The following is a 19,691-nucleotide window of genomic DNA, read 5'->3' as shown; positions in this document are numbered from 1 at the left end:
GATCAAAGAGCTGCACGAGACAAAAAGCTATCCAATTAACACCATGTGTACCCTGCTCCATGTCACAAGATCGGCCTATTATCGTTGGTTAAAAAATCCCAAACTGCCTGAAGTGGTATTGAATGAACAGTTGGCAGACCTTGTTCGTTATATTTATGAAGCAGACAACGATAAAGGATATCGCAGAATCTGTGAAGATCTCGTGAATGATTATGGCTTTCAAGTGAATGACAAGCGTATTCTTCGAATCTGTCGCAAACTTCAAATCCAATCAACCATCAAGCATTCAGGCAATAGTATCACTAAGGCATCCAAGACTCCGTATCATATTGCGAAAAATTATTTGAATCGAAAGTTCTATGCGGATCAACCGAATCAAAAATGGCTAACAGATGTGAGTGAATTCAAGTATTATGAAGGGGCCGAAGTGAAGAAAATCTATTTGAGCGCTATTCTCGATCTCGCCGATCGTCGCATTGTTTCATTTGTCATCAGCGACAAAAATGACAATAAATTAGTCTTTGATACCTTCGATCAAGCAGTCGCCGCCGAGCCAACCGCTCATCCGCTATTTCATAGCGATCGCGGATTTCAATATACAAGTAAAGTTTTTTGCACAAAGCTAAAGAAAGCGAAAATGAAGCAGAGTATGTCTCGTGTCGCCCGTTGTACCGATAATGGTCCAATGGAAGGCTTCTGGGGAATGCTTAAGCGAGAAAAATATTATCGGCGAAAGTTTATCAGTAGAGAAAGTCTCGTTGAAATGATCGAGAAATACATGAACTATTACAACAATGGTCGCTATCAACGATGTTTGAAGAGCAAAACACCGATCCAAGTTCATCAAGAATTATTAATGGCAGCTTAATCACTCCCCCTCTTGGACAAGCGAATAGAATAAATCCGCTTAACCAAGAAGGAGGCCAGTCGAGCAAAGTTGAGGTTAAACAAAGTAAAAAACATAAAAACTGCCTACCGAATTTCGGTAGACAGTCGTCAAAATAATTTTATTCTATTTCATTGTCCACTTGACGGGGAGCCCAGCACTTCGGGTATGGTCTTTTTTTACAGCGTATTAGTGGCACTTTTGGCGACTTTTTGTATACTTAAGCTGAGGTGGAAAAGAATGAAATTAGCTGTTCGAAAAAGAAAAATCGGGAATATTCCGGTCTTAGAAGTCGTACCAGAAGAAATGATTTATGAGCCGCTGCCATTGATTATTTACTACCATGGCTGGCAGACGAGTAAAGAATTAGTGTTGACACAAGGCAGAAAGTTGGCTAGAGAAGGTTTCCGGGTGGTCTTGCCAGATGCAGCCAATCATGGGGAGCGCAAGACCCAACTATCGGAGATTCCTTCTCTAACTTTTTGGCAAAGTATCCAAACCAATCTATTTGAGTTTTCTTACTTAGTCGATTTTTTTGAAAACCTTGGTTTGGTCAACGGTCAGATCGCAGTTGGCGGAGTCTCTATGGGAGGGATGACCACGTGCGGTTTATTGTGCCAGCATCCAGAAATTACAGCGGCAGCTTGTATCATGGGTTCTCCTTCCATGTTGAAATACCGTGACCGTATCCAAATGCACGCTGGCGCTGCTGGGTTCTTTGTACCCGAGGATTATGGTCAGCTTTTAAGCTGGATGGATGCTTACGACCTGTCTTCTCAACCAGAGAAATTGGGACAGCGTCCTCTTTTGTTTTGGCATGGTACCCAAGACGAGAAAATTCCTTATGGTGATGTGGAAGCCTTTGTGGCAGAAAATCCAGAAGCAAATTTGCAGTTTATCTCGCGAGAAGAACGCCATCTGGTACGTGGAGAAACGATGGATCAAGTCACAGCTTTTTTCGTGGCAGAGCTCAATCAAACCAATCCATGACACGGTTTGCGCAAGGAAAAAGATTGTGTGAAAAGGTACAAGCATAAAACTCGTTTTTTGTCACGTGATAACCTATACTGTAGGGTGCAAAAAAAGGAGGAATTGGTTTGACATACCGCGTTTTATTATTTTATAAATACACAACAATTGAAGATCCGGAAAGCTTCGCCAAGGAGCATTTAGCATTTGGAAAAGAAATTGGCATCAAGGGCCGTATTTTAGTAGCCAATGAAGGGATCAATGGCACACTTTCTGGAACGGTTGAAGCAACGGATCGCTATATGGAAAAAATGGAAGCTGATCCCCGTTTTAAAGGGATTTTTTATAAGATTGACGAAGTAGAAGAACATGCGTTTAAAAAGCTATTCGTTCGTCCGCGTAAAGAATTGGTTTCATTGAACCTTGAAGACGACATCGATCCATTAGAAATGACTGGAAAATATTTAGATCCTAAAGCGTTCAAAGAAGCGTTGTTAGATGAAGATACCGTGGTGATCGATGCCCGTAACGATTATGAATATGATTTAGGCCATTTCCGAGGAGCCGTTCGTCCCGATATCCGCAGCTTCCGTGAGTTGCCGCAATGGATCATCGATAATAAAGAAAAATTCATGGATAAAAAAGTCGTTACTTATTGTACTGGTGGTATCCGTTGTGAAAAATTCTCAGGCTGGCTGCTGCGAGAAGGCTTTGAAGATGTGGCCCAACTCCATGGCGGTATCTTTGCTTATGGGAATGACCCAGAAGTTCAAGGTGAGCTTTGGGATGGGAAAATGTACGTCTTTGATGAACGCATCAGTGTGGAAATCAATCATGTAGATAAAAAAGTCATCGGCCGCGACTGGTTTGATGGGACACCTTGCGAGCGCTATGTAAACTGCGCCAACCCAGAATGCAATCGCCAATTCTTAACTTCTGAGGAAAATCAGGCTGCCCATTTAGGTGCCTGCAGCTATGATTGTGCCATCCACGAACACAACCGTTACGTGGAGCAACATGGAATCACAGAAGCAGAAAAAGCTGAACGGTTAAAAAACTTTGCAACAAAAAATGAAACAGTCACTGCATAAACCGACAACTGTTTCACAGGAAATGAAGGATTAAAAGAGTCGCACGTGAGTCCGAAAACTGGCTTAGCTCAGTCAGTTTTTCCACCTTCCGTGCGGCTTTTTTGAATGGACAGAGTTGGAAACGATTGTTTTTTAATTATCTGAAAAATCTAACTATTCCAATTGTTCTTTTTTCTTTCCTATCGAGAAAAAACGCAAGGCTCTCGCATATTTCACGATTTTAGAGTAAACTATACCTAATTGTGGAAGAGGAAAGAGGAATTCAGATGAAAATTGTTATTGCTGGTGCAGGTGCTATGGGCAGCCGTTTTGCTATTATGCTAAAAAGAGGCGGAAATGACGTCACGTTAATCGACGGCTGGCCTGCGCATATCGAAGCGATCCGTGAACACGGATTACGAGCAAACTTAAACGGTGAAGAGATCGCAGTCCCTTTTTCGATCTATTCGCAAAATGAGATCCCAACGACTGTACAAGCAGACTTGATCCTGGTCTTTACTAAAGCGATGCAACTGGATCAAATGATGCAAACGATCAAACCGATGATCGGAGAGCAAACGAAAGTCTTATGCTTATTAAACGGGATCGGTCATGAGGACACGATTGAAAAATATGTTAGCACGGATAAAATCTTTTTAGGAAATACCATTTGGACGGCGGACTTGATTGGTCCTGGTAATGTTCGCTTGTTTGGGGATGGTTCTGTAGAACTGCAAAACATCGAACCGGGGAAAGAAGAAGATGCCCGTCAATTGGCGGCAGTCTTGGCTGATGCTGGGTTGAATGCGTCTTATTCTGAGAACATCCGTTACTCCATCTATCGCAAAGCCTGTGTCAACGGCACCCTAAATGGCTTGTGTTCGATTTTAAATGTGAATATTGCCCAATTCGGACAAACCTCAACGGCGCGTGCGATGGTCCAAACGATCGTGGAAGAATTTGCGGCAGTTGCTGCCCATGAATCTGTTGAACTGGATGTATCCGAAGTAGTCCACCATATTGAAGAAACCTATGATCCAGAAGGCATCGGAATGCACTATCCATCCATGTATCAAGATTTGATCAATAATCATCGCAAAACCGAGATCGATTATATCAATGGCGCAATCTCGAGAAAAGGCCGCAAGTACCAAGTGCCAACGCCTTATTGTGACTTTTTGACTCAAATGATCCATGCTAAGGAAGATATTTTAGCAGCAGAATAACCTAAGTAAATCTATTCTAAACATGCAAAAACGGCGTATCCTTTTAGGGTTCGCCGTTTTTTTGTCCATTTATTGAAAATGTGTTGTTGTAGAGTGCATTCAAAGGTGACGCTATTGAGCAGGCAGATCCGCCATAAACCGTTCGCTACCTTGAAAGACCGCTAATTGATTGACACCAAAGGAACGCAATAGATCGCTCATCGCTGCAAAATCTAACCGATAGTCACTGGCTTTATGGGCATCAGAGCCGAGGGTGAACAATTTACCACCGACACTTTGATACAGCGGGATTGCATATTGATAAAGGTGGGCATTTTGATAGGGGCCAAAGCTCTTCGCGTTGATTTCCATCGCTAAGTCACGGGCAACGATTTTTTTGAAGATCGTCGTTAACTCTGTTTCAAAATGGGCGGCCAATTCCTCAGCTGTAAATTGGAAACGACGCAAGCCATAATCAAAGTGGGTCACGATGTGCCCGTCAGAAAACGAGTCCAACACGTGGGCCATTTGGTCAAAGTATTGTTTGGCGACTGCAAATTTGTCCTTGTTCAACACGGCATCGTCCATATAATCAAAGGTACCGTTTTGATGGATACTGATCAATTTCAAGTCATAGGGATGGCTTTCAAGATAGCGCAAGATTTCTTGTTCTTGACCAGGCACGACACCAATCTCAATGCCTTTTAAGAGTTTCGTCGCTGTGGTCTCTTGCAGCTTCTGGTGGGTATTTACTAGTAATTCATAGTCAGGAATATCATCACGGAATCCCGAATAGGGGTTCTTCAAATCGAAATGATCTGTCGCAACGAAGTAGGCAGGCTGGTAAGCAAGATAATTCTCAAACTGTTCATCTGAATCAAAAGACAAAAATGTATGCAGATGTTGATCATAATAATTCATAAACAAGACTCCTTTTCTTGAATACGATACCACAAAAAAGCAGAAGAAACTATGATTGGCTGAGAAAAGGTTTTCTCTTGGACAATTTTTCGCTTATAATAAATAAGAATAGAGCGAAGGAGTCGGTCAGCCATGAGTATGTACCTTGAAATTCCTGAATTTGAAAGTGAATTTCGTTTTCGAACGTTTCTAAATGATGGGTTGACCATCGTTTACCCCCATGTCCATAAAGAAATCGAGATCATTTACGCTAAGCGCGGCACGGTCAATATTGGTGTTGACGATACGATCATTGAGTTGGAGGAAGGGGATCTGTATCTTTTTTCCAGCGGGCAACCCCACTATTTTCTAGCATCGCCTGAGAGTGAACGCTATGTCTATCAATTTGATATGAAGCTTTTTGAAGAGCCGTTGCTTCGAGAAAATGAAGTATCCTTGATGACACTCTTTGAAGAAGGGGAGCCCCACAGCAAAAATTGGCCAACGAGTTTTACGGAAAAAATAACAGGTCTCTTGATCGAGTTGTATCAGTTGGAAGAGGAAAATGTTGTTGGGAAGCGTTATTTGACTCTCGGGCTGCTTTACCAGTTGATTGGGGAGTGCTATCAAGGTTTGCCTAAGCGCAAACAAGCCGTCAATCCGCTAAAACGAACGGCCGCACAATACAAAGAAACCTTGCAGCGTCTGAATGATGTCTTTGAGTACATCGAATCTCATTACCAAGAAGTCTTGACGATGGAGGACACCGCAAGACATGTAGGGTTTAGTCCCCATTATTTCACGCGTTTCTTTAAAACCAATACTGGCAAGACCTTCATGCAGTTTTTGACGGAATACCGCATCAATCAAGCCAAATTTATCTTGGCCAATGAAAAGATCCCCATGGCAGAAGTCGCTGAAAAAGCAGGTTTTGCCAGTGTCAAAACATTTCACCATGTCTTTAAGGAAGCCGTTGGTCAATCACCGTTGCAGTACCAGAAACAACTGAATCAAAATTGATAGAAACAGCCGATGAGTCTTTGCTTGTCGACTGTTTTTTTGTCAATTTGGCACTATTTTTCTCTCGATAGTGTTTTTTTAAGCGCTTTTCATAAATTGTGGAGTGGTTCTTTTTGTTAAAGTTTCATAAGATAATTTTCGGGAATTTTTTCAATGGAAACTGGGAAGAACTGCTTTCGATGTTTCGCTATAATGAGGAGGTAGAAAATAATAAGCGTTTTCAGGAGGAAAGATATGACAGTTAAAGTTGGAATCATTGGGTGCGGTGGGATCGCAAACGGCAAGCACATGCCTGCCTTGTCTCAAGTAGAAGAAGTAGAAATGGTTGCCTTTTGTGATCTGCTGGTTGAACGTGCAGTTGAAGCGAAATCAGCATTTGGGACCGAAGATGCCCAAGTATTCAGCGATTATCAAGAAATGTTGGCACAAGCTGATCTAGATGTGATCCATGTGTGTACACCAAATGCCTCACATGCTGAGTTGACGATTGCCGCACTAGAAGCGGATTGTCATGTCATGTGTGAAAAACCAATGGCAAAAACAGCGGCAGAAGCCAAAGCAATGATCGAAGCAGCTAACCGAACAGGGAAAAAACTCACGATCGGCTACCAAAACCGTTTTAGAAAAGATTCTCGTTATCTTCATGAAGTGTGCGCCGAAGGACAATTAGGAAACATTTATTTTGGGAAAGCTCATGCGATCCGTCGTCGGGCTGTGCCAACTTGGGGTGTTTTCCTTGATGAAGAAGCGCAAGGCGGCGGTCCGTTGATCGATATCGGTACCCACGCATTGGATCTGACCTTATGGATGATGAACAATTACAAACCAAAATTTGTTGTCGGAAAAGCGTATCATGAGTTGTCGCAAACCAAAAATGCCGCAAATGCTTGGGGTCCTTGGGATCCAGAGAAATTCTCAGTAGAAGATTCGGCCTTTGGTTTTGTGGTCATGGAAGATGGCGCAACGATTTTCTTAGAAGCTAGCTGGGCGCTCAACAGCTTGGATGTGAAAGAAGCCAAAACGACACTGATGGGCAGCAAAGCGGGTGCGGATATGAACAACGGTTTGACCATCAACGGAGAAGACCACAGCTTGCTGTATGAAAAAAATATCGAACTTGAAACAGGCGGCGTTGATTTTTATGAAGGAAACGGCGAAACGCCAGAAATTTTAGAAGCACAATCGTGGATCCATGCGATCATCAACGATACCGAACCAGTGGTCAAACCTGAAGAAGCAATGGTCGTGACGGAGATTTTAGAAGCGATCTACAAATCATCGCAAACCGGTGAGCCAGTCTACCTATAAGAACTGCTGGAAGAAAAGGAGCGAGCATAAATGACAAAACCGAAAATCGCTTTACAGCTTTGGAGTATTCAAGAGGACTGCAAGACAGATCTTTTTGAAGCGTTGAAAACAGTTAAACAAAACGGCTATGACGGTGTTGAATTTGCCGGTTATCATGGACACAGTGCTGACCAGATCAAAGAAATGCTGGAGCAATTGGATTTGGCGGTCGCGGCTTCCCATATCCCGTTTGAAGCATTGCGAGATCGTTTTGAAGAAACCGTCGCTTTTGAAAAAACGATTGGCAATCAACGGATCGTCATTCCGTATGCCAGTTTTGATTCTTTGGAAAAATGGCAAGCCTTTGCTGCGGAGCTGACCCAGATCACCCAAAAGTTGCAAGCAGAAGGGCTGACTTGCTACTACCACAACCATGCCCATGAATTTACTGAAGTTGCTGGAGAATCTATGATCGATGAACTGATCAAAGACAATCCGCAACTGCGTTTGGAAGCCGACCTTTACTGGTTAGCCTTTGCAAACGTGGCTGTTTTACCTTGGCTAAAGGAACGCGAAACGAAGGTCGGCTTGGTTCATATCAAAGATATGCAAGAGCAGCCGCAGGAAAGCACCGAGATCGGCAATGGGCTTTTACCAATCAAGTCGTATGTAGAAGCAGCTAAAGCATTAGAACTACCATGGTTGATCGTCGAGCAGGAAGCGTTTCAAAAATTCGCTCCTTTAGAAGCCAGCGGGATTGATTATCTGCAATTAAAAAACATCGTAGAGGAGGTCTACCAATGATCCACGTTACGGTATGGAACGAGTTTCGTCATGAAAAAACGAATGAGACCGTCCAAAAAATGTATCCAGAAGGAATCCATGGTCAAATTGCCAAGTTTTTAGAAGAGGATGATTTCCAAGTGCGAACGGCGACCCTTGATGAACCAGAACACGGGTTGACGGAGCAAGTATTGGCTGACACGGATGTGTTGGTTTGGTGGGGCCATATGGCGCACGAAGAAGTCGATGATGCTATCGTTGCTCGTGTGCAGCAGCGTGTATGGGAAGGAATGGGACTGATCGTCTTGCATTCTGGTCATTTTTCGAAAATCTTTAAAACCTTGATGGGAACGTCGTGCGATTTGAAATGGCGAGTAGACGATCAGCATGCGCGGATCTGGAATGTCAATCCAAGCCACCCAATCGTTGAAGGAGTCGGCGAATGGATCGAACTAGAGCAAGAGGAAATGTATGGCGAGCACTTTGATATTCCAGCGCCGGATGAATTGATCTTTGTCAGCTGGTTCCCTGGTGGTGAAGTTTTCCGTAGTGGCTGTACATTCCGCCGTGGGAATGGCAAAATCTTCTATTTCCAGCCTGGTCATGAGACATTCCCAAGCTATTACAATCCCAAAGTGCAAAAAGTGATCCAAAATGCGGCTCGCTGGTGTGCACCAACAGAAAATCGTTACCCAACATATGGGCATTTTCAAGCAATTGAGGAGGAAAGAAAATGAAATTAGGTGTTTTTACCCCGTTATTCAATCAACTTAGCTTTGAAGAAATGATCGATGAAGTAGCGAAAAAAGGGCTGCAAACCGTCGAGATCGGTACCGGTGGTTCTCCAGGCAATGCCCACTTAGACATTGACCGTTTACTAGCAAGTGAAGCAGAGCGAAAAGAATACTTAGCGAAATTAGCTGATAAAGGATTGGAAATCTCAGCTTTGAGCTGTCACAACAACCCAATCTCTCCATTAAAAGCAGAAGCGCAAGAAGCCGATGAACTTTTGCGCAAAACCATCAAATTAGCCAGCTTAATGAATGTACCTGTTGTGAACGGATTTTCAGGCGTTTCAGGCGGAAATGCAACAGATACACAAGTCAACTGGCCAGTATTGCCATGGCCAACGGAATACGATGACAATTATAATTATCAATGGGAACAAAAACTGATTCCTTATTGGAAAGGCATCAACACGGAAGCGGAAGCGGCTGGTGTTAAAATTGGGATCGAACTTCATGGTGGCTTTTTGGCACATACCCCTTATACGATGTTGAAACTGCGGGATGCTGCGGGTAAAGCCATCGGCTGTAACTTGGATCCAAGTCATTTATGGTGGCAAGGGATCGACCCAGTGGCAGCGGTCAAAATCTTAGGGGAAGCCGATGCGATCCATCACTTCCATGCCAAAGATACGTATTTGGACCAAGACAATATCAACATGCATGGCTTGACGGACATGCAACCATATAGCAATGTCAAAACCCGAGCTTGGACCTTCCGTTCAGTCGGTTGCGGCCACAGCTTACAAGTCTGGTCAGATATTATTTCTGCGCTTAGAATTTATGGGTATGATTATGTCTTGAGTATTGAACATGAAGATCCAATCATGTCCATTGATGAAGGACTGACGCGTGCCATCAGTAACTTGAAGACGATTATGATCCGTGAAGAAGCTTCATCCATGTGGTGGGCATAAGAAGAAAACCGAGGAGTGTCAGACATGAGTGCAATCAATTTTGCAGTAATCGGATATGGCGGCATGGGTGCGTACCATGTCCACAATATCTTACCAAATGAAAACGAACGAATCCACATCGTAGGAACTTACGATATCAATGAAGAACGTCAAGCGATCTCCCAAGAAAAAGGCCATAAGATCTTTAAAAGCTATGATGAAGTCTTAGCCGATGAGACGATCGAAGCAGTATTGATCGCCACACCTAATGACTTGCACAAAGAGTTATCGATCGCTGCGTTGAAAGCAGGCAAACATGTTGTTTGCGAGAAGCCTGTTGCGCTGAATACTGCGGAACTAGATGAGATCGTGGCGGTTGCCCAAGAAACTGGCAATACCTTTATGGTTCACCAAAACCGCCGTTGGGATCCTGATTTTCTACTTGTACGCGAACTGTACCGTAATGGACAGATCGGTGATTTGTTCCAATTAGAGTCACGGGTCCAAGGGGCAAACGGCATCCCAGGAGACTGGCGCCATGTGAAAAAACAAGGTGGGGGAATGCTTTTAGACTGGGGCGTTCACTTGCTGGATCAAATGCTATGGCTGATCGACAGTCCAGTGAAAGATGTTAAAGCGGATCTTAGCTTTGTGTTGGGGGAAGAAGTCGATGATGGGTTCTTCGCGTTGATTACCTTTGAAAATGGGGTCAAAGCAATCGTGGAAGTTGGAACTTCCAATTACACGCAATTGCCTCGCTGGTACATCAAAGGAACAGAAGGAACAGCCACCATCACCGATTGGGATCTAAATGGGGAAATGGTGCAAGCAACAGGTCGCGAAGATGTGGCAGCACCAAAACCAGTCCAAGCAGGCGTCGGCTTGACGAAAACGATGGCACCGCCATCGGAATTGGCAGCCAAAGAAATTCCTTTCCCGAAAGCCGAAGCGGATTTTGAACCTTTCTACAAGAATTTTTACAACGTTGTACGCAACGGTGCCGAACCTATCGTTAAAAACGAAGAAGTCCGAGCAGTGATGCAGTTGATCGAACGCATTTTTGCCACAGCGTAAGAGAATAGAAAAAAGCACTAGCTGAGGGAGTGATCTCTTTTCGCTACGTGCTTTTTTTGTGTAATGAAACGATAACAGTTATTCCGATACGTAAAAATTGAACAATAAATCTTGAGGATAATTTCCCCATCGATCGCCGAAGATGGTCAAACCACCAGCATTTTCGGCAGTTGCAGGTGCAGCAATTTTAAAGGTGAAAAAATCACTGTGGTCTAAGTCGATTTCATTCAGGTTGTGATCGGTTAATTTTTCTCCATCGAGGGAAGTATCATAGCGATTGATGCGTAAATGCTTAAGTAATCCATATTGACTGAACTCATCGATCCACCATTGCGGAGTCAGAGAACCTCTGACATCCGAAAAGTTTCCTGGTACGGTATAGCTACCGATGCAGTGATTGTTTAAGTAAAAGGAAAGATCACTGGGCCAATAGTTATTCGAAATTGGGAACTCTGAAGCGATCTCCATACTAATTTCTAGTAATTCGATTTTTTCACCATTTTTCAAAGGATTTGGGATTTTGTATTCTAAAAAACCGTTATTTAGCCAGATGATACTTGCATCAACACGTTCTTGATCCAGAAAAGATTTTGGATCATCTAAGGCGCCAATCAAGCGGTCTTTGGTCGCCATTCCACAAGAAGGCTCAGCTTTAAAATCGGTGAAGTGGCCAATTTTCACGGATTGGGAGGTTAGATTCATTTCTGGAAACACTTTTGCTGGGAAATTGATATTGATGAAATCAGTTTTTAGAGATAAATATTTTTTCTTCCAGTCTTGCCCCGATCCTTTTTCTGTTTTGATCAACTGAGCTTCTTCGAGTTTACGGATATGTTTGGTCATCAAAGCATTGCTGATTGCTAATTTTTGTCCAATTTCACTGATGCTTTTCTTCTTATCGCCTAATTCTCTTAAAATCGCTAAGCGAGTTTCATTTGCCAGTGCTTCGTAGATCGGTAAAGATGCGTTTGTTAGATCCAATTCCATAGCGATCACCTCGTTATACTAAAATGTTTAATGAAAAGATGGTTTAATTATAACACAACCTTGTGAATTTACCAAATAGTAAAATGATGATTTTTTTAGCTATCCCTTGTTAAAATAATGTTGACAGCGCTTTATATTTATAGTAACTTTACGGTGTAAACATTATTCGACGATAGTCTAACGATTATGTTTATTGATAACTGGATGTCATTTTACTTTTTAGTTAAATTAAAAGGAGTGTAAAAAATGAAAGTAAGTAAATCAATTGTTTTAGTAGGGACAAGCTTATTATGTACAGTGTTGTTAGCTGCTTGTGGCGGAAGTGGTAGCTCAAGTAATAATTCAGAAATTTTGCTTTGGTCTTCGACAACAGGACCGGACGGTGAAAAAATCAAAAAAACGATTGATCAATACAATGAAACAGACCCAGACTTTAAAGTGAAGTTAGTAAGCATGCAAGGTGATACCTTTACTTCAAAGTTGACGACTGCGGGGAAATCGGGGAAAGGTGTCCCTGATTTGGCTTTGATCGCCTCAGAAGCTTTGCCTACGTATAAACACCAAGACATGCTTGAAACTTGGGATGACATGATCGATGGGACAGAATTGGCACGGGAAAACTACGTAGAAGCTGCTTGGGACACTGGTGTAGTGGATGATAGTCAATATGGGATTCCGGCAACCATGGGTTCGTGGGTGATGTATTACAACCAAGATTTGGTGGATAAATATATTCCAGGAGCGTTGGATGATGGCGTAGTGACGTATGAAGAAATCAGACAAGCTGGGGAAAAAGCAAAAGCAGATGGTATCTATAGTTTTGGCTATACATGGGGCATGCAGAATTATTCGAATCTCTACCAACAAATGGGTGGGGAATGGCAAGATGCACAAGGAAACATCAATATCGATAATGAGTTTTCTTACAATGCCGTTCAAGAGTTTAAGGATCTATACGATGCCGGCTACATGGTCCCAGATGGTGAAGATGCAAATAAACTTTTTGCAAACCAGCAGCTGATTTTTCTTCCAGAAGGAACATGGATGCTAAGTAATATGGAAGAAATCAGTGACTTCACTTGGGGTCAAACATTTACTCCTCAATGGGATGCGGAACATATCATTCAGGGTTCAGGCGTCGATCAGTTTGCGATGTTCAAAACGAACGAGGAACGTTCCGATGAAAAGAAAAGTGGCATGGTCGACTTTCTGACTTGGTTACAAGCAAACCAATTAGAGTGGGTCAAATCAGGTGCAAATCCTACTTCCTTAGCAATGCTAGACAATGAAGAATATGTTGAGATGCCACAATCCTTCTTATTGAAGACAGAAAAAGGACAAGCGGCAATTTCTGTTAACGCAGTTGATGGCTTATCGTATATCTTTGGTGAATACGATAATCGTTCATGGGACATGATCACAGGAAAAGCAGATATTCAAACGACTTTTGGTGAGATCCAAAAAGTTGTAGAAGAAAAGATGAAATAATCTTCTCACGTGGAGGCTGTGGCAGAAGGAAGAGCGACCATAAAAGAATTCAGTCCATTTTTTGATAGGGTAGGAATTCTGATGGGGAGGCTTAAAGGGCTGTCACAGTCGTTTCTTGTTGAGAGCTGCACTAGAAATACAAGGAAGGATGGGTATTGATGAAAAAAAGGTTAAATGGCTGGCCAATCGTTTTTATTGGTCCGCATATGCTCCTTTTTCTTTTATTCTTTTTAGTTCCTGCAGTGATTGGGATCTATGTTTCTTTTACTGAATGGGATCTGTTCAGTACGCCGATTTTTGTCGGGTTTGATAATTTTAAAACGATTTTGTTTGATCAAGACTCGTTGTATCATACGCAATTTTTTAATGGAATGAAAAATACGCTGTTTTTTGCGGCAATCTCCGTTCCGTTATGTATTGTAATTCCCTTGTTGCTGGCGGTTGCATTATCTGCTAAACCAAAAATGATGCGTTTTTTTCAATCGATTCTCTACCTGCCAACATTATTTGCAATCTCTGCCGTCATGATTATTTGGGGGTTCCTTTTGAGCAAATCTTTTGGACCGATCAAAGAAGTATTCGGTATCGACATCAATTTTGTAGGCACGCAACCATGGGCATGGATCGCTATTTTGATCGTGACGATTTGGTGGACATTAGGTGGGAATCTAATTATTTATGTTGCTGCATTAAATGGCGTCTCCAAAGAGCAGTTAGAAGCAGCAGAATTAGATGGTGCGAATAGTATCACGAAATTTTTCCGTATTTCTTTGCCGAGTATTCGCAACCAGCTTGTTTTTACCACGGTCATGACGACCATCGCTCAGTTTAATATTTATGGTCAGCCACTAATGCTGACGGGAGGCGGACCCAACAATTCTACTCGCGTGTTGATGATGTACATCCAAGAAAATGCCTTTGGTAGTAGTACCTCGGTTGCAGGAATTTCTTCAGCGATGGCCATTCTACTAGGTTTTGTAATCATGGCAGTTTCGATTGTGCAATTTATGGTCATCAAAAAAATGGAAAGATAGGAGGGATGAAGATGCGAGAAAACAAACTAGGGAAAAGAATTGCCTTTATTTTACTAGCGATCGTCTGTGTGATTTGGATCTTTCCTTTGATATGGGCAATTTTTACCTCGTTTAAATCGGAGGCAGAGATTCAAAAGGTTGGGTTCAGTTTGATTCCGCAAGATTGGACGCTGGCTAACTTTTTGGGCTTGTTACAAGGCAATGATTCTTCTCCTGTGTTCCGCTGGTTTGTGAATTCAATGATTATTTCAACTTCACATACGCTGTTAGTTATGGTGGTCGTCTCGTTTGCGGCTTATGGCTATACACGACTCACCTTTAAGGGGAGAGATTTGATTTTTGCCTTATTGTTAGGAACGATGATGTTTCCCGGGGTGGTCAATTTGATCCCGAATTTTAAAATCGTTGATACGTTAGGTTGGACCAATACATTTCTGGCAGTCATCGTTCCTGGAGCAGCAGGTGTTTATAACATTTTTCTCGTTCGGCAGTTCATTTTAGGGATTCCTAAAGAATTGGATGAATCGGCTGTGATCGATGGGGCCAACGAGTTTCAAATCTTTTATCATATCATTTTACCGTTGATCAAACCTGTATTGACGGTGGTTGCGTTATTTAGTTTTACTGGCTCATGGAATGACTTCTTGTGGCCATCGATCGTGATAAACGATATTGATAAATTGCCAATTACACCGGGGCTGCAATTGCTACAAGGGCAATACATGACCTATCCGGGAATTGGAACTGCTGGAGCAATCTTAGCCTTGATCCCTACCTTTTTATTGTATTTGGTGGCGCAAAAAAGCTTTATGGCGTCAATGTCGTTGCAAAGTGGCATAAAATAATTTGTTTTTGGAGGAAATATGAGTAGAGAAGAATACCCGAGACCGCAATTTGAGAGAGAGAATTGGTTAAGCTTAAATGGTGAATGGCAATTTGCCTTTGATGACCAAAATCTTGGTTTAAAAGAAAAGTGGTACACAAACGAAGCAAACTATCCGTACAAGATCAATGTTCCCTTTGTCTATCAAAGTGCATTGAGCGGCATTGATCATCGAGAAGTGCACGACGTTGTATGGTATTATCGGACCTTCGATGTGCAAGTCCCTGAAAAAAGTCGTGTCCTTTTGCATTTTGGGGCGGTGGACTATGAAGCAGATGTGTTTGTCAATGGAAATCATGTGAAAAATCATTGCGGAGGGCATACCTCGTTTGATATAGACATCACGGATGCTCTAGTATCTGGACAAGAGCAAATACTAAGTGTGCGAGCATTTGACCCGCATTTTGATGAAAGCATTCCACGGGGGAAACAATTTTGGGAAGAAGAATCAGCAGGAATCTGGTACACAAACTCAACAGGGATCTGGCAGCCAGTCTGGCTTGAAGTAGTTGCTGAAACCCATCTGCAACAGGTGAAATTTACGAGTGATTTTGATGCTGGCGCCGTGAAGATCGATGTAGAACTGAACCAGTTACAGCCGCAAGTAGTCTTAGAATATCAAATCTATTTTAAAGATGCTTTAGTTACCAGCGGAAAGGCAGACTTTATCACTTCTAAGTTGAGTTTTGCAGTTGATATTTTCCAGCAAGAAATTTTTCGGACGAATTTTCACCACGAAGGCTGGTCTTGGACACCTGAAAAGCCGCAATTATTTGATGTTGAATTGACGCTTAGAGAAGCAGGGAATGCCATCGATCAGCTAAAAAGTTATTTTGGTATGCGTAAAATACATACAGAAAACGGTATGATTTACTTAAATAACAAGCCTTACTACCAGAAGTTGGTTCTCGATCAAGGCTATTGGCCGAGCGGCTTGTTAACTGCACCAACAGATGAGGACTTTAAACAAGACATCTTATTGGCCAAAGAAATGGGATTTAATGGTTGCCGAAAACACCAAAAAACAGAAGACCCACGCTTTTTATACTGGGCAGATAAATTAGGATTTCTTGTTTGGGGAGAGTGTGCGGCGCCGGCAATCTATACCGATCGTTCTGTGATGCGTTTGATGCAAGAGTGGGCAGAGATCATCACTCGGGACTATAGTCACCCTTCGATCGTTACTTGGGTACCAATCAATGAGAGCTGGGGTGTGCCAAAAATATCATTTGATCGTCAGCAACAGCATTTTTCTCAAGCAATGTATCACTTTATCCATTCGCTAGACCAGCAACGGTTGGTTATTTCAAATGATGGTTGGGCGATGACGGAGACAGATATTTGTGCGATTCATAATTATGCGCATGGGCAAGAATCTGAGCGGCAAAAATATCTATACTTCAAAGACAGTCTCAGCACGAGAGAAAAATTGGTGAATCGAGTATCGACCCCATGGCCGATTTTCGCTGGAGGATTTTCTTATCAGGATCAGCCTATTTTATTGACCGAGTTTGGCGGTATTGGCTTCGATGTTTCGGGGCAACCTGGTTGGGGCTATACCTCAGTGGAAAATCAACAAGATTTCTTGAAGGATTATCAGCGAATCATGACAGCTGTTTATGATTCTGTCGGGCTCTGGGGCTATTGCTACACTCAGTTGACAGATGTTGAACAAGAAATCAATGGATTACTGACCTATGACCGCCAACCAAAAGTTGATTTGGCAGCGATTAAAGAGATCAATGAGCAGTTTCATCCACCACAGATAGAATAAAATGATTGGTAAGGAAAGGGGCGATGTCCGATGGGGAAATCAGCAGCTTGGCTCAGTGGAGTAAGTATCTTGATTGCTGCGCTTATGATAACCGGTTGTAGCACAGGAACTGATCCAGGGGAAGAAGTGTCCGATTTTACTTCAATTATCGATAATGATGGGGCAGATCCTTGGATCTTGCAAACGGAAGCGTTCTTTTATTATACCAAAACGACTGGGAATAATTTAACGCTCTGGCGTGCTGAAAACCTCTCTCACGTTGCTGCTGGTGAAAAAAAGGTCATCTGGGAAATGCCAGCAGAATTTGAAAGTATCTGGGCACCCGAGCTTCATTACTTAGATGATCGCTGGGTGATGTATTTCGCGGCTAATCGTCCTTCAGAAACGCATCGTATGTACGCATTGGTCAACCATCAAAAAGATCCTTACATGGGTGAGTGGCAATTGGAAGAGATCAAAGGGATGGATGATAAATTTGCGATTGATGGAACAGTCTTAGAGATCAATGACAAACGCTATTTCCTTTGGTCGGGCTGGGAAGGGTATGAAAATGTTGCGCAAAATCTTTATTTAGCAGAAATGGCCTCCCCTACGGAAGTGATTGGGGAGAAACGGCTTATCTCAGAACCAGAATATGAATGGGAAATGCGGCAAACACCATTGATCAATGAAGCCCCTCAAGTGATTATCAAAGACGAAACAGTCAATTTGGTATACTCTGCCAGTGGAAGCTGGGACAATGATTACGCTCTTGGTCTTATGACCCTAGATGTAGCTGATGATCCGCTAGAAAGAGCGAATTGGCAAAAGGAACCAGAGCCGATTTTCCAACAGACAAACACTGTCTATGGACCTGGTCATAATGGATTTGCCAAATCAAAAGATGGTTCTGAAGACTGGTTGATTTATCACGCTGCTCGGTGGGATCATTCGGGCTGGGACCGTTCGATCCGCTTGCAAAAGTTTGGTTGGGATCAAGAGGATAAAGTCCTACTGGAAGCTCCTTTGGATGAGTGGCATGTTCAAGCGTTGCCAAAAGCTGAGCCGAATCGACTGCGATTAACTGCTAGCCGTGCTTTGTTGGAAGGCGATTTAGCGCTTGTCGAAGATGAGGCAGCACTCTCTAAGAAAGTCGTCCAAGGCTTTGAATCAACGACTGACAAAATTATCTTTACCCCGCAGATTGAAGAATCAGATGAATTTCTGGTGATTGCCTATGTCAAAACCACTGATTATCTCTCCTTAAATGACCCAATTCAGGTCAAGATTGAAACGAAACAAGCAAGTCACGTGGTGGATGTCTATCCTTCCGAATATTATCAACCGCTACAAGTCCGCATGAAGTTACCGGAAGGATCGCAGGAAATCACCCTTTCGTCTGAGATTGGGGTTGACACGCTAAGTATTGATCGTTTAGAAATCGTCAAATTCCAATAAAGAATAATGAGGAAGTTTTTTTAATCCAAGCGATGGGTGATGATCGTTTGACTCCTGCTACTTTGTCTTTAGACAATGTGGCAGGATTTTTTTATCCTTGAAAATTCCCAACTCCTACCGCCATAGCCTAAAATTCCATGTATAATAAAGAAAACGACCGTTTTATTTGGCGAAGGGAAAAGAAAAAGCAAAAGAGGTGCGAACTATGAGGATGAATCAAGAAAAGCTGACTTCATCAAATGGGAAGGATCAGCTTTTTGTCAAAACGTGGCTGCCAGAAGAACAGCCGAAAGCAGTCGTGCAAATCGTTCACGGAATGATCGAACACATTGAACGTTACCACGAGTTTGCGGAATGTTTGACTGCGCAAGGCTATGCGGTGGTCGGTCATGATCACTTAGGGCATGGGCAATCCGTGAAAGAAACACAGGCCTATGGGCATTTTGGTGAAAAAGAGGGCGCCAACTATTTAGTGGCAGATGTGGGAGTGGTCCATCAGTACGCAGCTGCTTGCTACCCAGACCGACCATACTTTATCTTAGGGCACAGTATGGGGTCGCTGGTGTTGCGAAATTATTTGTTTAGTCAGCCACATCCATTGTCAGGAGCAATCATCATGGGCACCACGATGGAAAAAGCCGTGCTGATGCAAGGAGGCAAACTTGTCACGAACTTGTTGCGCCCGTTTGCCGCTCAGCAATGGCCTTATCACGTAATGGAACAGCTGGTTTTTGGCCAGCACAACCGGCGTTTTCGTCCCAATCGGACCGCCAAGGATTGGTTGACCAGTGATCCGCAACAAGTGGATCGCTACTTGAAGGACCCTTACACGCAATTTCATTTTTCCTTAGCGGCTTACAAGGATCTCTTTACATTGACGCAAGCTGCCAGTGATCCGGATCAACTGCGCAGGATTGATCCAGAATTGCCGCTGCTCTTGATTTCAGGTGCAGATGATCCTGTGGGGCACTATGGCAAAAGCGTCCGCCAATTGGCTCAGCAGCTGAAGCAAAATGCTGACGTGACGATGTATTTGCTTGAACAGGGCCGGCATGAGATTTTGAATGAGCGCAACCGCGAGATCGTTTACAATGAAATTTCTCGCTGGCTGTTTGAAAAAATGCCGAAATGACGAACGTTAAGAAATTGGTAGTCTTTTCTGAAAATTCAAAATTATTTTCTCTTTTAAGGCTTTTTTCATTTTCGGCTATCT

Annotated in this window: 18 protein-coding genes; 16 read left to right on the top strand and 2 right to left on the bottom strand. The window is 42.8% G+C overall.

Features of this window, described 5'->3' with window-relative positions:
• The first annotated feature begins 1 nt into the window (after position 1).
• The 4 genes from IGI72_RS15165 (at position 2) to IGI72_RS15150 (ending at position 4,151) form a co-directional block, all read left to right on the top strand.
• On the top strand, positions 2 to 868 hold the full coding sequence (locus IGI72_RS15165; protein WP_311776546.1) for an IS3 family transposase: 867 nt from the start codon (positions 2 to 4) through the stop codon (positions 866 to 868).
• A 258-nt stretch (positions 869 to 1,126) separates the two neighbouring features.
• Positions 1,127 to 1,876 (top strand): alpha/beta fold hydrolase, encoded by a 750-nt coding sequence (locus IGI72_RS15160; protein ID WP_010749998.1) that lies wholly within the window; start codon positions 1,127 to 1,129, stop codon positions 1,874 to 1,876.
• Between the two features lie 107 nt (positions 1,877 to 1,983).
• The gene (gene trhO / locus IGI72_RS15155) at positions 1,984 to 2,946 is read left to right on the top strand and encodes an oxygen-dependent tRNA uridine(34) hydroxylase TrhO (protein WP_010749997.1); all 963 of its coding nucleotides are present in this window, start codon (positions 1,984 to 1,986) and stop codon (positions 2,944 to 2,946) included.
• Positions 2,947 to 3,212: 266 nt separating this feature from the next.
• Positions 3,213 to 4,151, top strand: coding sequence for a 2-dehydropantoate 2-reductase (locus tag IGI72_RS15150; RefSeq protein WP_005228196.1), 939 nt, complete (start codon positions 3,213 to 3,215; stop codon positions 4,149 to 4,151).
• 111 nt (positions 4,152 to 4,262) lie between these two features.
• Here IGI72_RS15150 and IGI72_RS15145 read toward each other — a convergent pair whose 3' ends face one another.
• Positions 4,263 to 5,051 carry a PHP domain-containing protein gene (locus tag IGI72_RS15145; protein ID WP_060791485.1) on the bottom strand — a complete coding sequence of 263 codons (789 nt, stop codon included), beginning with the start codon at positions 5,049 to 5,051 and terminating at the stop codon, positions 4,263 to 4,265.
• Positions 5,052 to 5,183: 132 nt separating this feature from the next.
• On the opposite strand from IGI72_RS15145, the gene IGI72_RS15140 reads away from it, so the two are divergent.
• The 6 genes from IGI72_RS15140 (at position 5,184) to IGI72_RS15115 (ending at position 10,875) form a co-directional block, all read left to right on the top strand.
• Positions 5,184 to 6,050: an AraC family transcriptional regulator gene (locus IGI72_RS15140; RefSeq protein ID WP_005228201.1), complete on the top strand. Its 867-nt coding sequence runs from the start codon at positions 5,184 to 5,186 to the stop codon at positions 6,048 to 6,050.
• 234 nt (positions 6,051 to 6,284) lie between these two features.
• Entirely contained in the window at positions 6,285 to 7,358 is a 1,074-nt protein-coding gene (locus tag IGI72_RS15135; RefSeq protein ID WP_005228203.1) for a Gfo/Idh/MocA family protein, read from the top strand.
• Between the two features lie 30 nt (positions 7,359 to 7,388).
• Entirely contained in the window at positions 7,389 to 8,141 is a 753-nt protein-coding gene (locus IGI72_RS15130) for a sugar phosphate isomerase/epimerase family protein (protein ID WP_438754710.1), read from the top strand.
• The gene (locus tag IGI72_RS15125; protein ID WP_005228207.1) at positions 8,138 to 8,857 is read left to right on the top strand and encodes a ThuA domain-containing protein; all 720 of its coding nucleotides are present in this window, start codon (positions 8,138 to 8,140) and stop codon (positions 8,855 to 8,857) included. Before IGI72_RS15130 ends, IGI72_RS15125 begins: the two co-directional genes overlap by 4 nt.
• A complete protein-coding gene (locus IGI72_RS15120; RefSeq protein WP_005228209.1) occupies positions 8,854 to 9,822 on the top strand; it encodes a sugar phosphate isomerase/epimerase family protein in 969 nt (322 codons plus the stop codon). Before IGI72_RS15125 ends, IGI72_RS15120 begins: the two co-directional genes overlap by 4 nt.
• A 24-nt stretch (positions 9,823 to 9,846) precedes the next feature.
• A complete protein-coding gene (locus IGI72_RS15115; RefSeq protein ID WP_010749991.1) occupies positions 9,847 to 10,875 on the top strand; it encodes a Gfo/Idh/MocA family protein in 1,029 nt (342 codons plus the stop codon).
• Between the two features lie 78 nt (positions 10,876 to 10,953).
• Here IGI72_RS15115 and IGI72_RS15110 read toward each other — a convergent pair whose 3' ends face one another.
• Positions 10,954 to 11,862, bottom strand: a complete 909-nt coding sequence (locus IGI72_RS15110) for an ArsR/SmtB family transcription factor (protein ID WP_008380365.1) — start codon at positions 11,860 to 11,862, stop codon at positions 10,954 to 10,956.
• A gap of 246 nt (positions 11,863 to 12,108) precedes the next feature.
• On the opposite strand from IGI72_RS15110, the gene IGI72_RS15105 reads away from it, so the two are divergent.
• The 6 genes from IGI72_RS15105 to IGI72_RS15080 all read left to right on the top strand — a co-directional run bounded on the left by IGI72_RS15105 (position 12,109) and on the right by IGI72_RS15080 (position 19,610).
• The gene (locus tag IGI72_RS15105) at positions 12,109 to 13,350 is read left to right on the top strand and encodes an extracellular solute-binding protein (RefSeq protein ID WP_270289761.1); all 1,242 of its coding nucleotides are present in this window, start codon (positions 12,109 to 12,111) and stop codon (positions 13,348 to 13,350) included.
• A 158-nt stretch (positions 13,351 to 13,508) separates the two neighbouring features.
• Positions 13,509 to 14,384, top strand: a complete 876-nt coding sequence (locus IGI72_RS15100) for a carbohydrate ABC transporter permease (RefSeq protein WP_016609464.1) — start codon at positions 13,509 to 13,511, stop codon at positions 14,382 to 14,384.
• Positions 14,385 to 14,395: 11 nt separating this feature from the next.
• The gene (locus IGI72_RS15095; protein WP_438754709.1) at positions 14,396 to 15,229 is read left to right on the top strand and encodes a carbohydrate ABC transporter permease; all 834 of its coding nucleotides are present in this window, start codon (positions 14,396 to 14,398) and stop codon (positions 15,227 to 15,229) included.
• Between the two features lie 18 nt (positions 15,230 to 15,247).
• Entirely contained in the window at positions 15,248 to 17,041 is a 1,794-nt protein-coding gene (locus IGI72_RS15090) for a glycoside hydrolase family 2 protein (protein ID WP_074536782.1), read from the top strand.
• A 30-nt stretch (positions 17,042 to 17,071) separates the two neighbouring features.
• Positions 17,072 to 18,478, top strand: a complete 1,407-nt coding sequence (locus tag IGI72_RS15085; RefSeq protein ID WP_438754708.1) for a glycoside hydrolase family 43 protein — start codon at positions 17,072 to 17,074, stop codon at positions 18,476 to 18,478.
• Positions 18,479 to 18,683: 205 nt separating this feature from the next.
• Positions 18,684 to 19,610, top strand: coding sequence for an alpha/beta fold hydrolase (locus IGI72_RS15080; RefSeq protein WP_015510334.1), 927 nt, complete (start codon positions 18,684 to 18,686; stop codon positions 19,608 to 19,610).
• The last annotated feature ends 81 nt before the right edge of the window (positions 19,611 to 19,691 follow it).

Source organism: Enterococcus sp. DIV1059_2 (assembly GCF_051713685.1).
Classification (GTDB): domain Bacteria; phylum Bacillota; class Bacilli; order Lactobacillales; family Enterococcaceae; genus Enterococcus_D; species Enterococcus_D casseliflavus.
This window is presented reverse-complemented; position numbering and strand designations above follow the sequence as displayed.

Bases quoted from the DNA above. Each gene is read 5' to 3' on its own strand.
- IGI72_RS15160 (WP_010749998.1), top strand. From the start codon at position 1,127: ATGAAATTAGCTGTTCGAAAAAGAAAAATCGGGAATATTCCGGTCTTA.
- IGI72_RS15150 (WP_005228196.1), top strand. From the start codon at position 3,213: ATGAAAATTGTTATTGCTGGTGCAGGTGCTATGGGCAGCCGTTTTGCT.
- IGI72_RS15145 (WP_060791485.1), bottom strand. From the start codon at position 5,051: ATGAATTATTATGATCAACATCTGCATACATTTTTGTCTTTTGATTCA.
- IGI72_RS15140 (WP_005228201.1), top strand. From the start codon at position 5,184: ATGAGTATGTACCTTGAAATTCCTGAATTTGAAAGTGAATTTCGTTTT.
- IGI72_RS15135 (WP_005228203.1), top strand. From the start codon at position 6,285: ATGACAGTTAAAGTTGGAATCATTGGGTGCGGTGGGATCGCAAACGGC.
- IGI72_RS15130 (WP_438754710.1), top strand. From the start codon at position 7,389: ATGACAAAACCGAAAATCGCTTTACAGCTTTGGAGTATTCAAGAGGAC.
- IGI72_RS15125 (WP_005228207.1), top strand. From the start codon at position 8,138: ATGATCCACGTTACGGTATGGAACGAGTTTCGTCATGAAAAAACGAAT.
- IGI72_RS15120 (WP_005228209.1), top strand. From the start codon at position 8,854: ATGAAATTAGGTGTTTTTACCCCGTTATTCAATCAACTTAGCTTTGAA.
- IGI72_RS15115 (WP_010749991.1), top strand. From the start codon at position 9,847: ATGAGTGCAATCAATTTTGCAGTAATCGGATATGGCGGCATGGGTGCG.
- IGI72_RS15110 (WP_008380365.1), bottom strand. From the start codon at position 11,862: ATGGAATTGGATCTAACAAACGCATCTTTACCGATCTACGAAGCACTG.
- IGI72_RS15105 (WP_270289761.1), top strand. From the start codon at position 12,109: ATGAAAGTAAGTAAATCAATTGTTTTAGTAGGGACAAGCTTATTATGT.
- IGI72_RS15100 (WP_016609464.1), top strand. From the start codon at position 13,509: ATGAAAAAAAGGTTAAATGGCTGGCCAATCGTTTTTATTGGTCCGCAT.
- IGI72_RS15095 (WP_438754709.1), top strand. From the start codon at position 14,396: ATGCGAGAAAACAAACTAGGGAAAAGAATTGCCTTTATTTTACTAGCG.
- IGI72_RS15090 (WP_074536782.1), top strand. From the start codon at position 15,248: ATGAGTAGAGAAGAATACCCGAGACCGCAATTTGAGAGAGAGAATTGG.
- IGI72_RS15085 (WP_438754708.1), top strand. From the start codon at position 17,072: ATGGGGAAATCAGCAGCTTGGCTCAGTGGAGTAAGTATCTTGATTGCT.
- IGI72_RS15080 (WP_015510334.1), top strand. From the start codon at position 18,684: ATGAGGATGAATCAAGAAAAGCTGACTTCATCAAATGGGAAGGATCAG.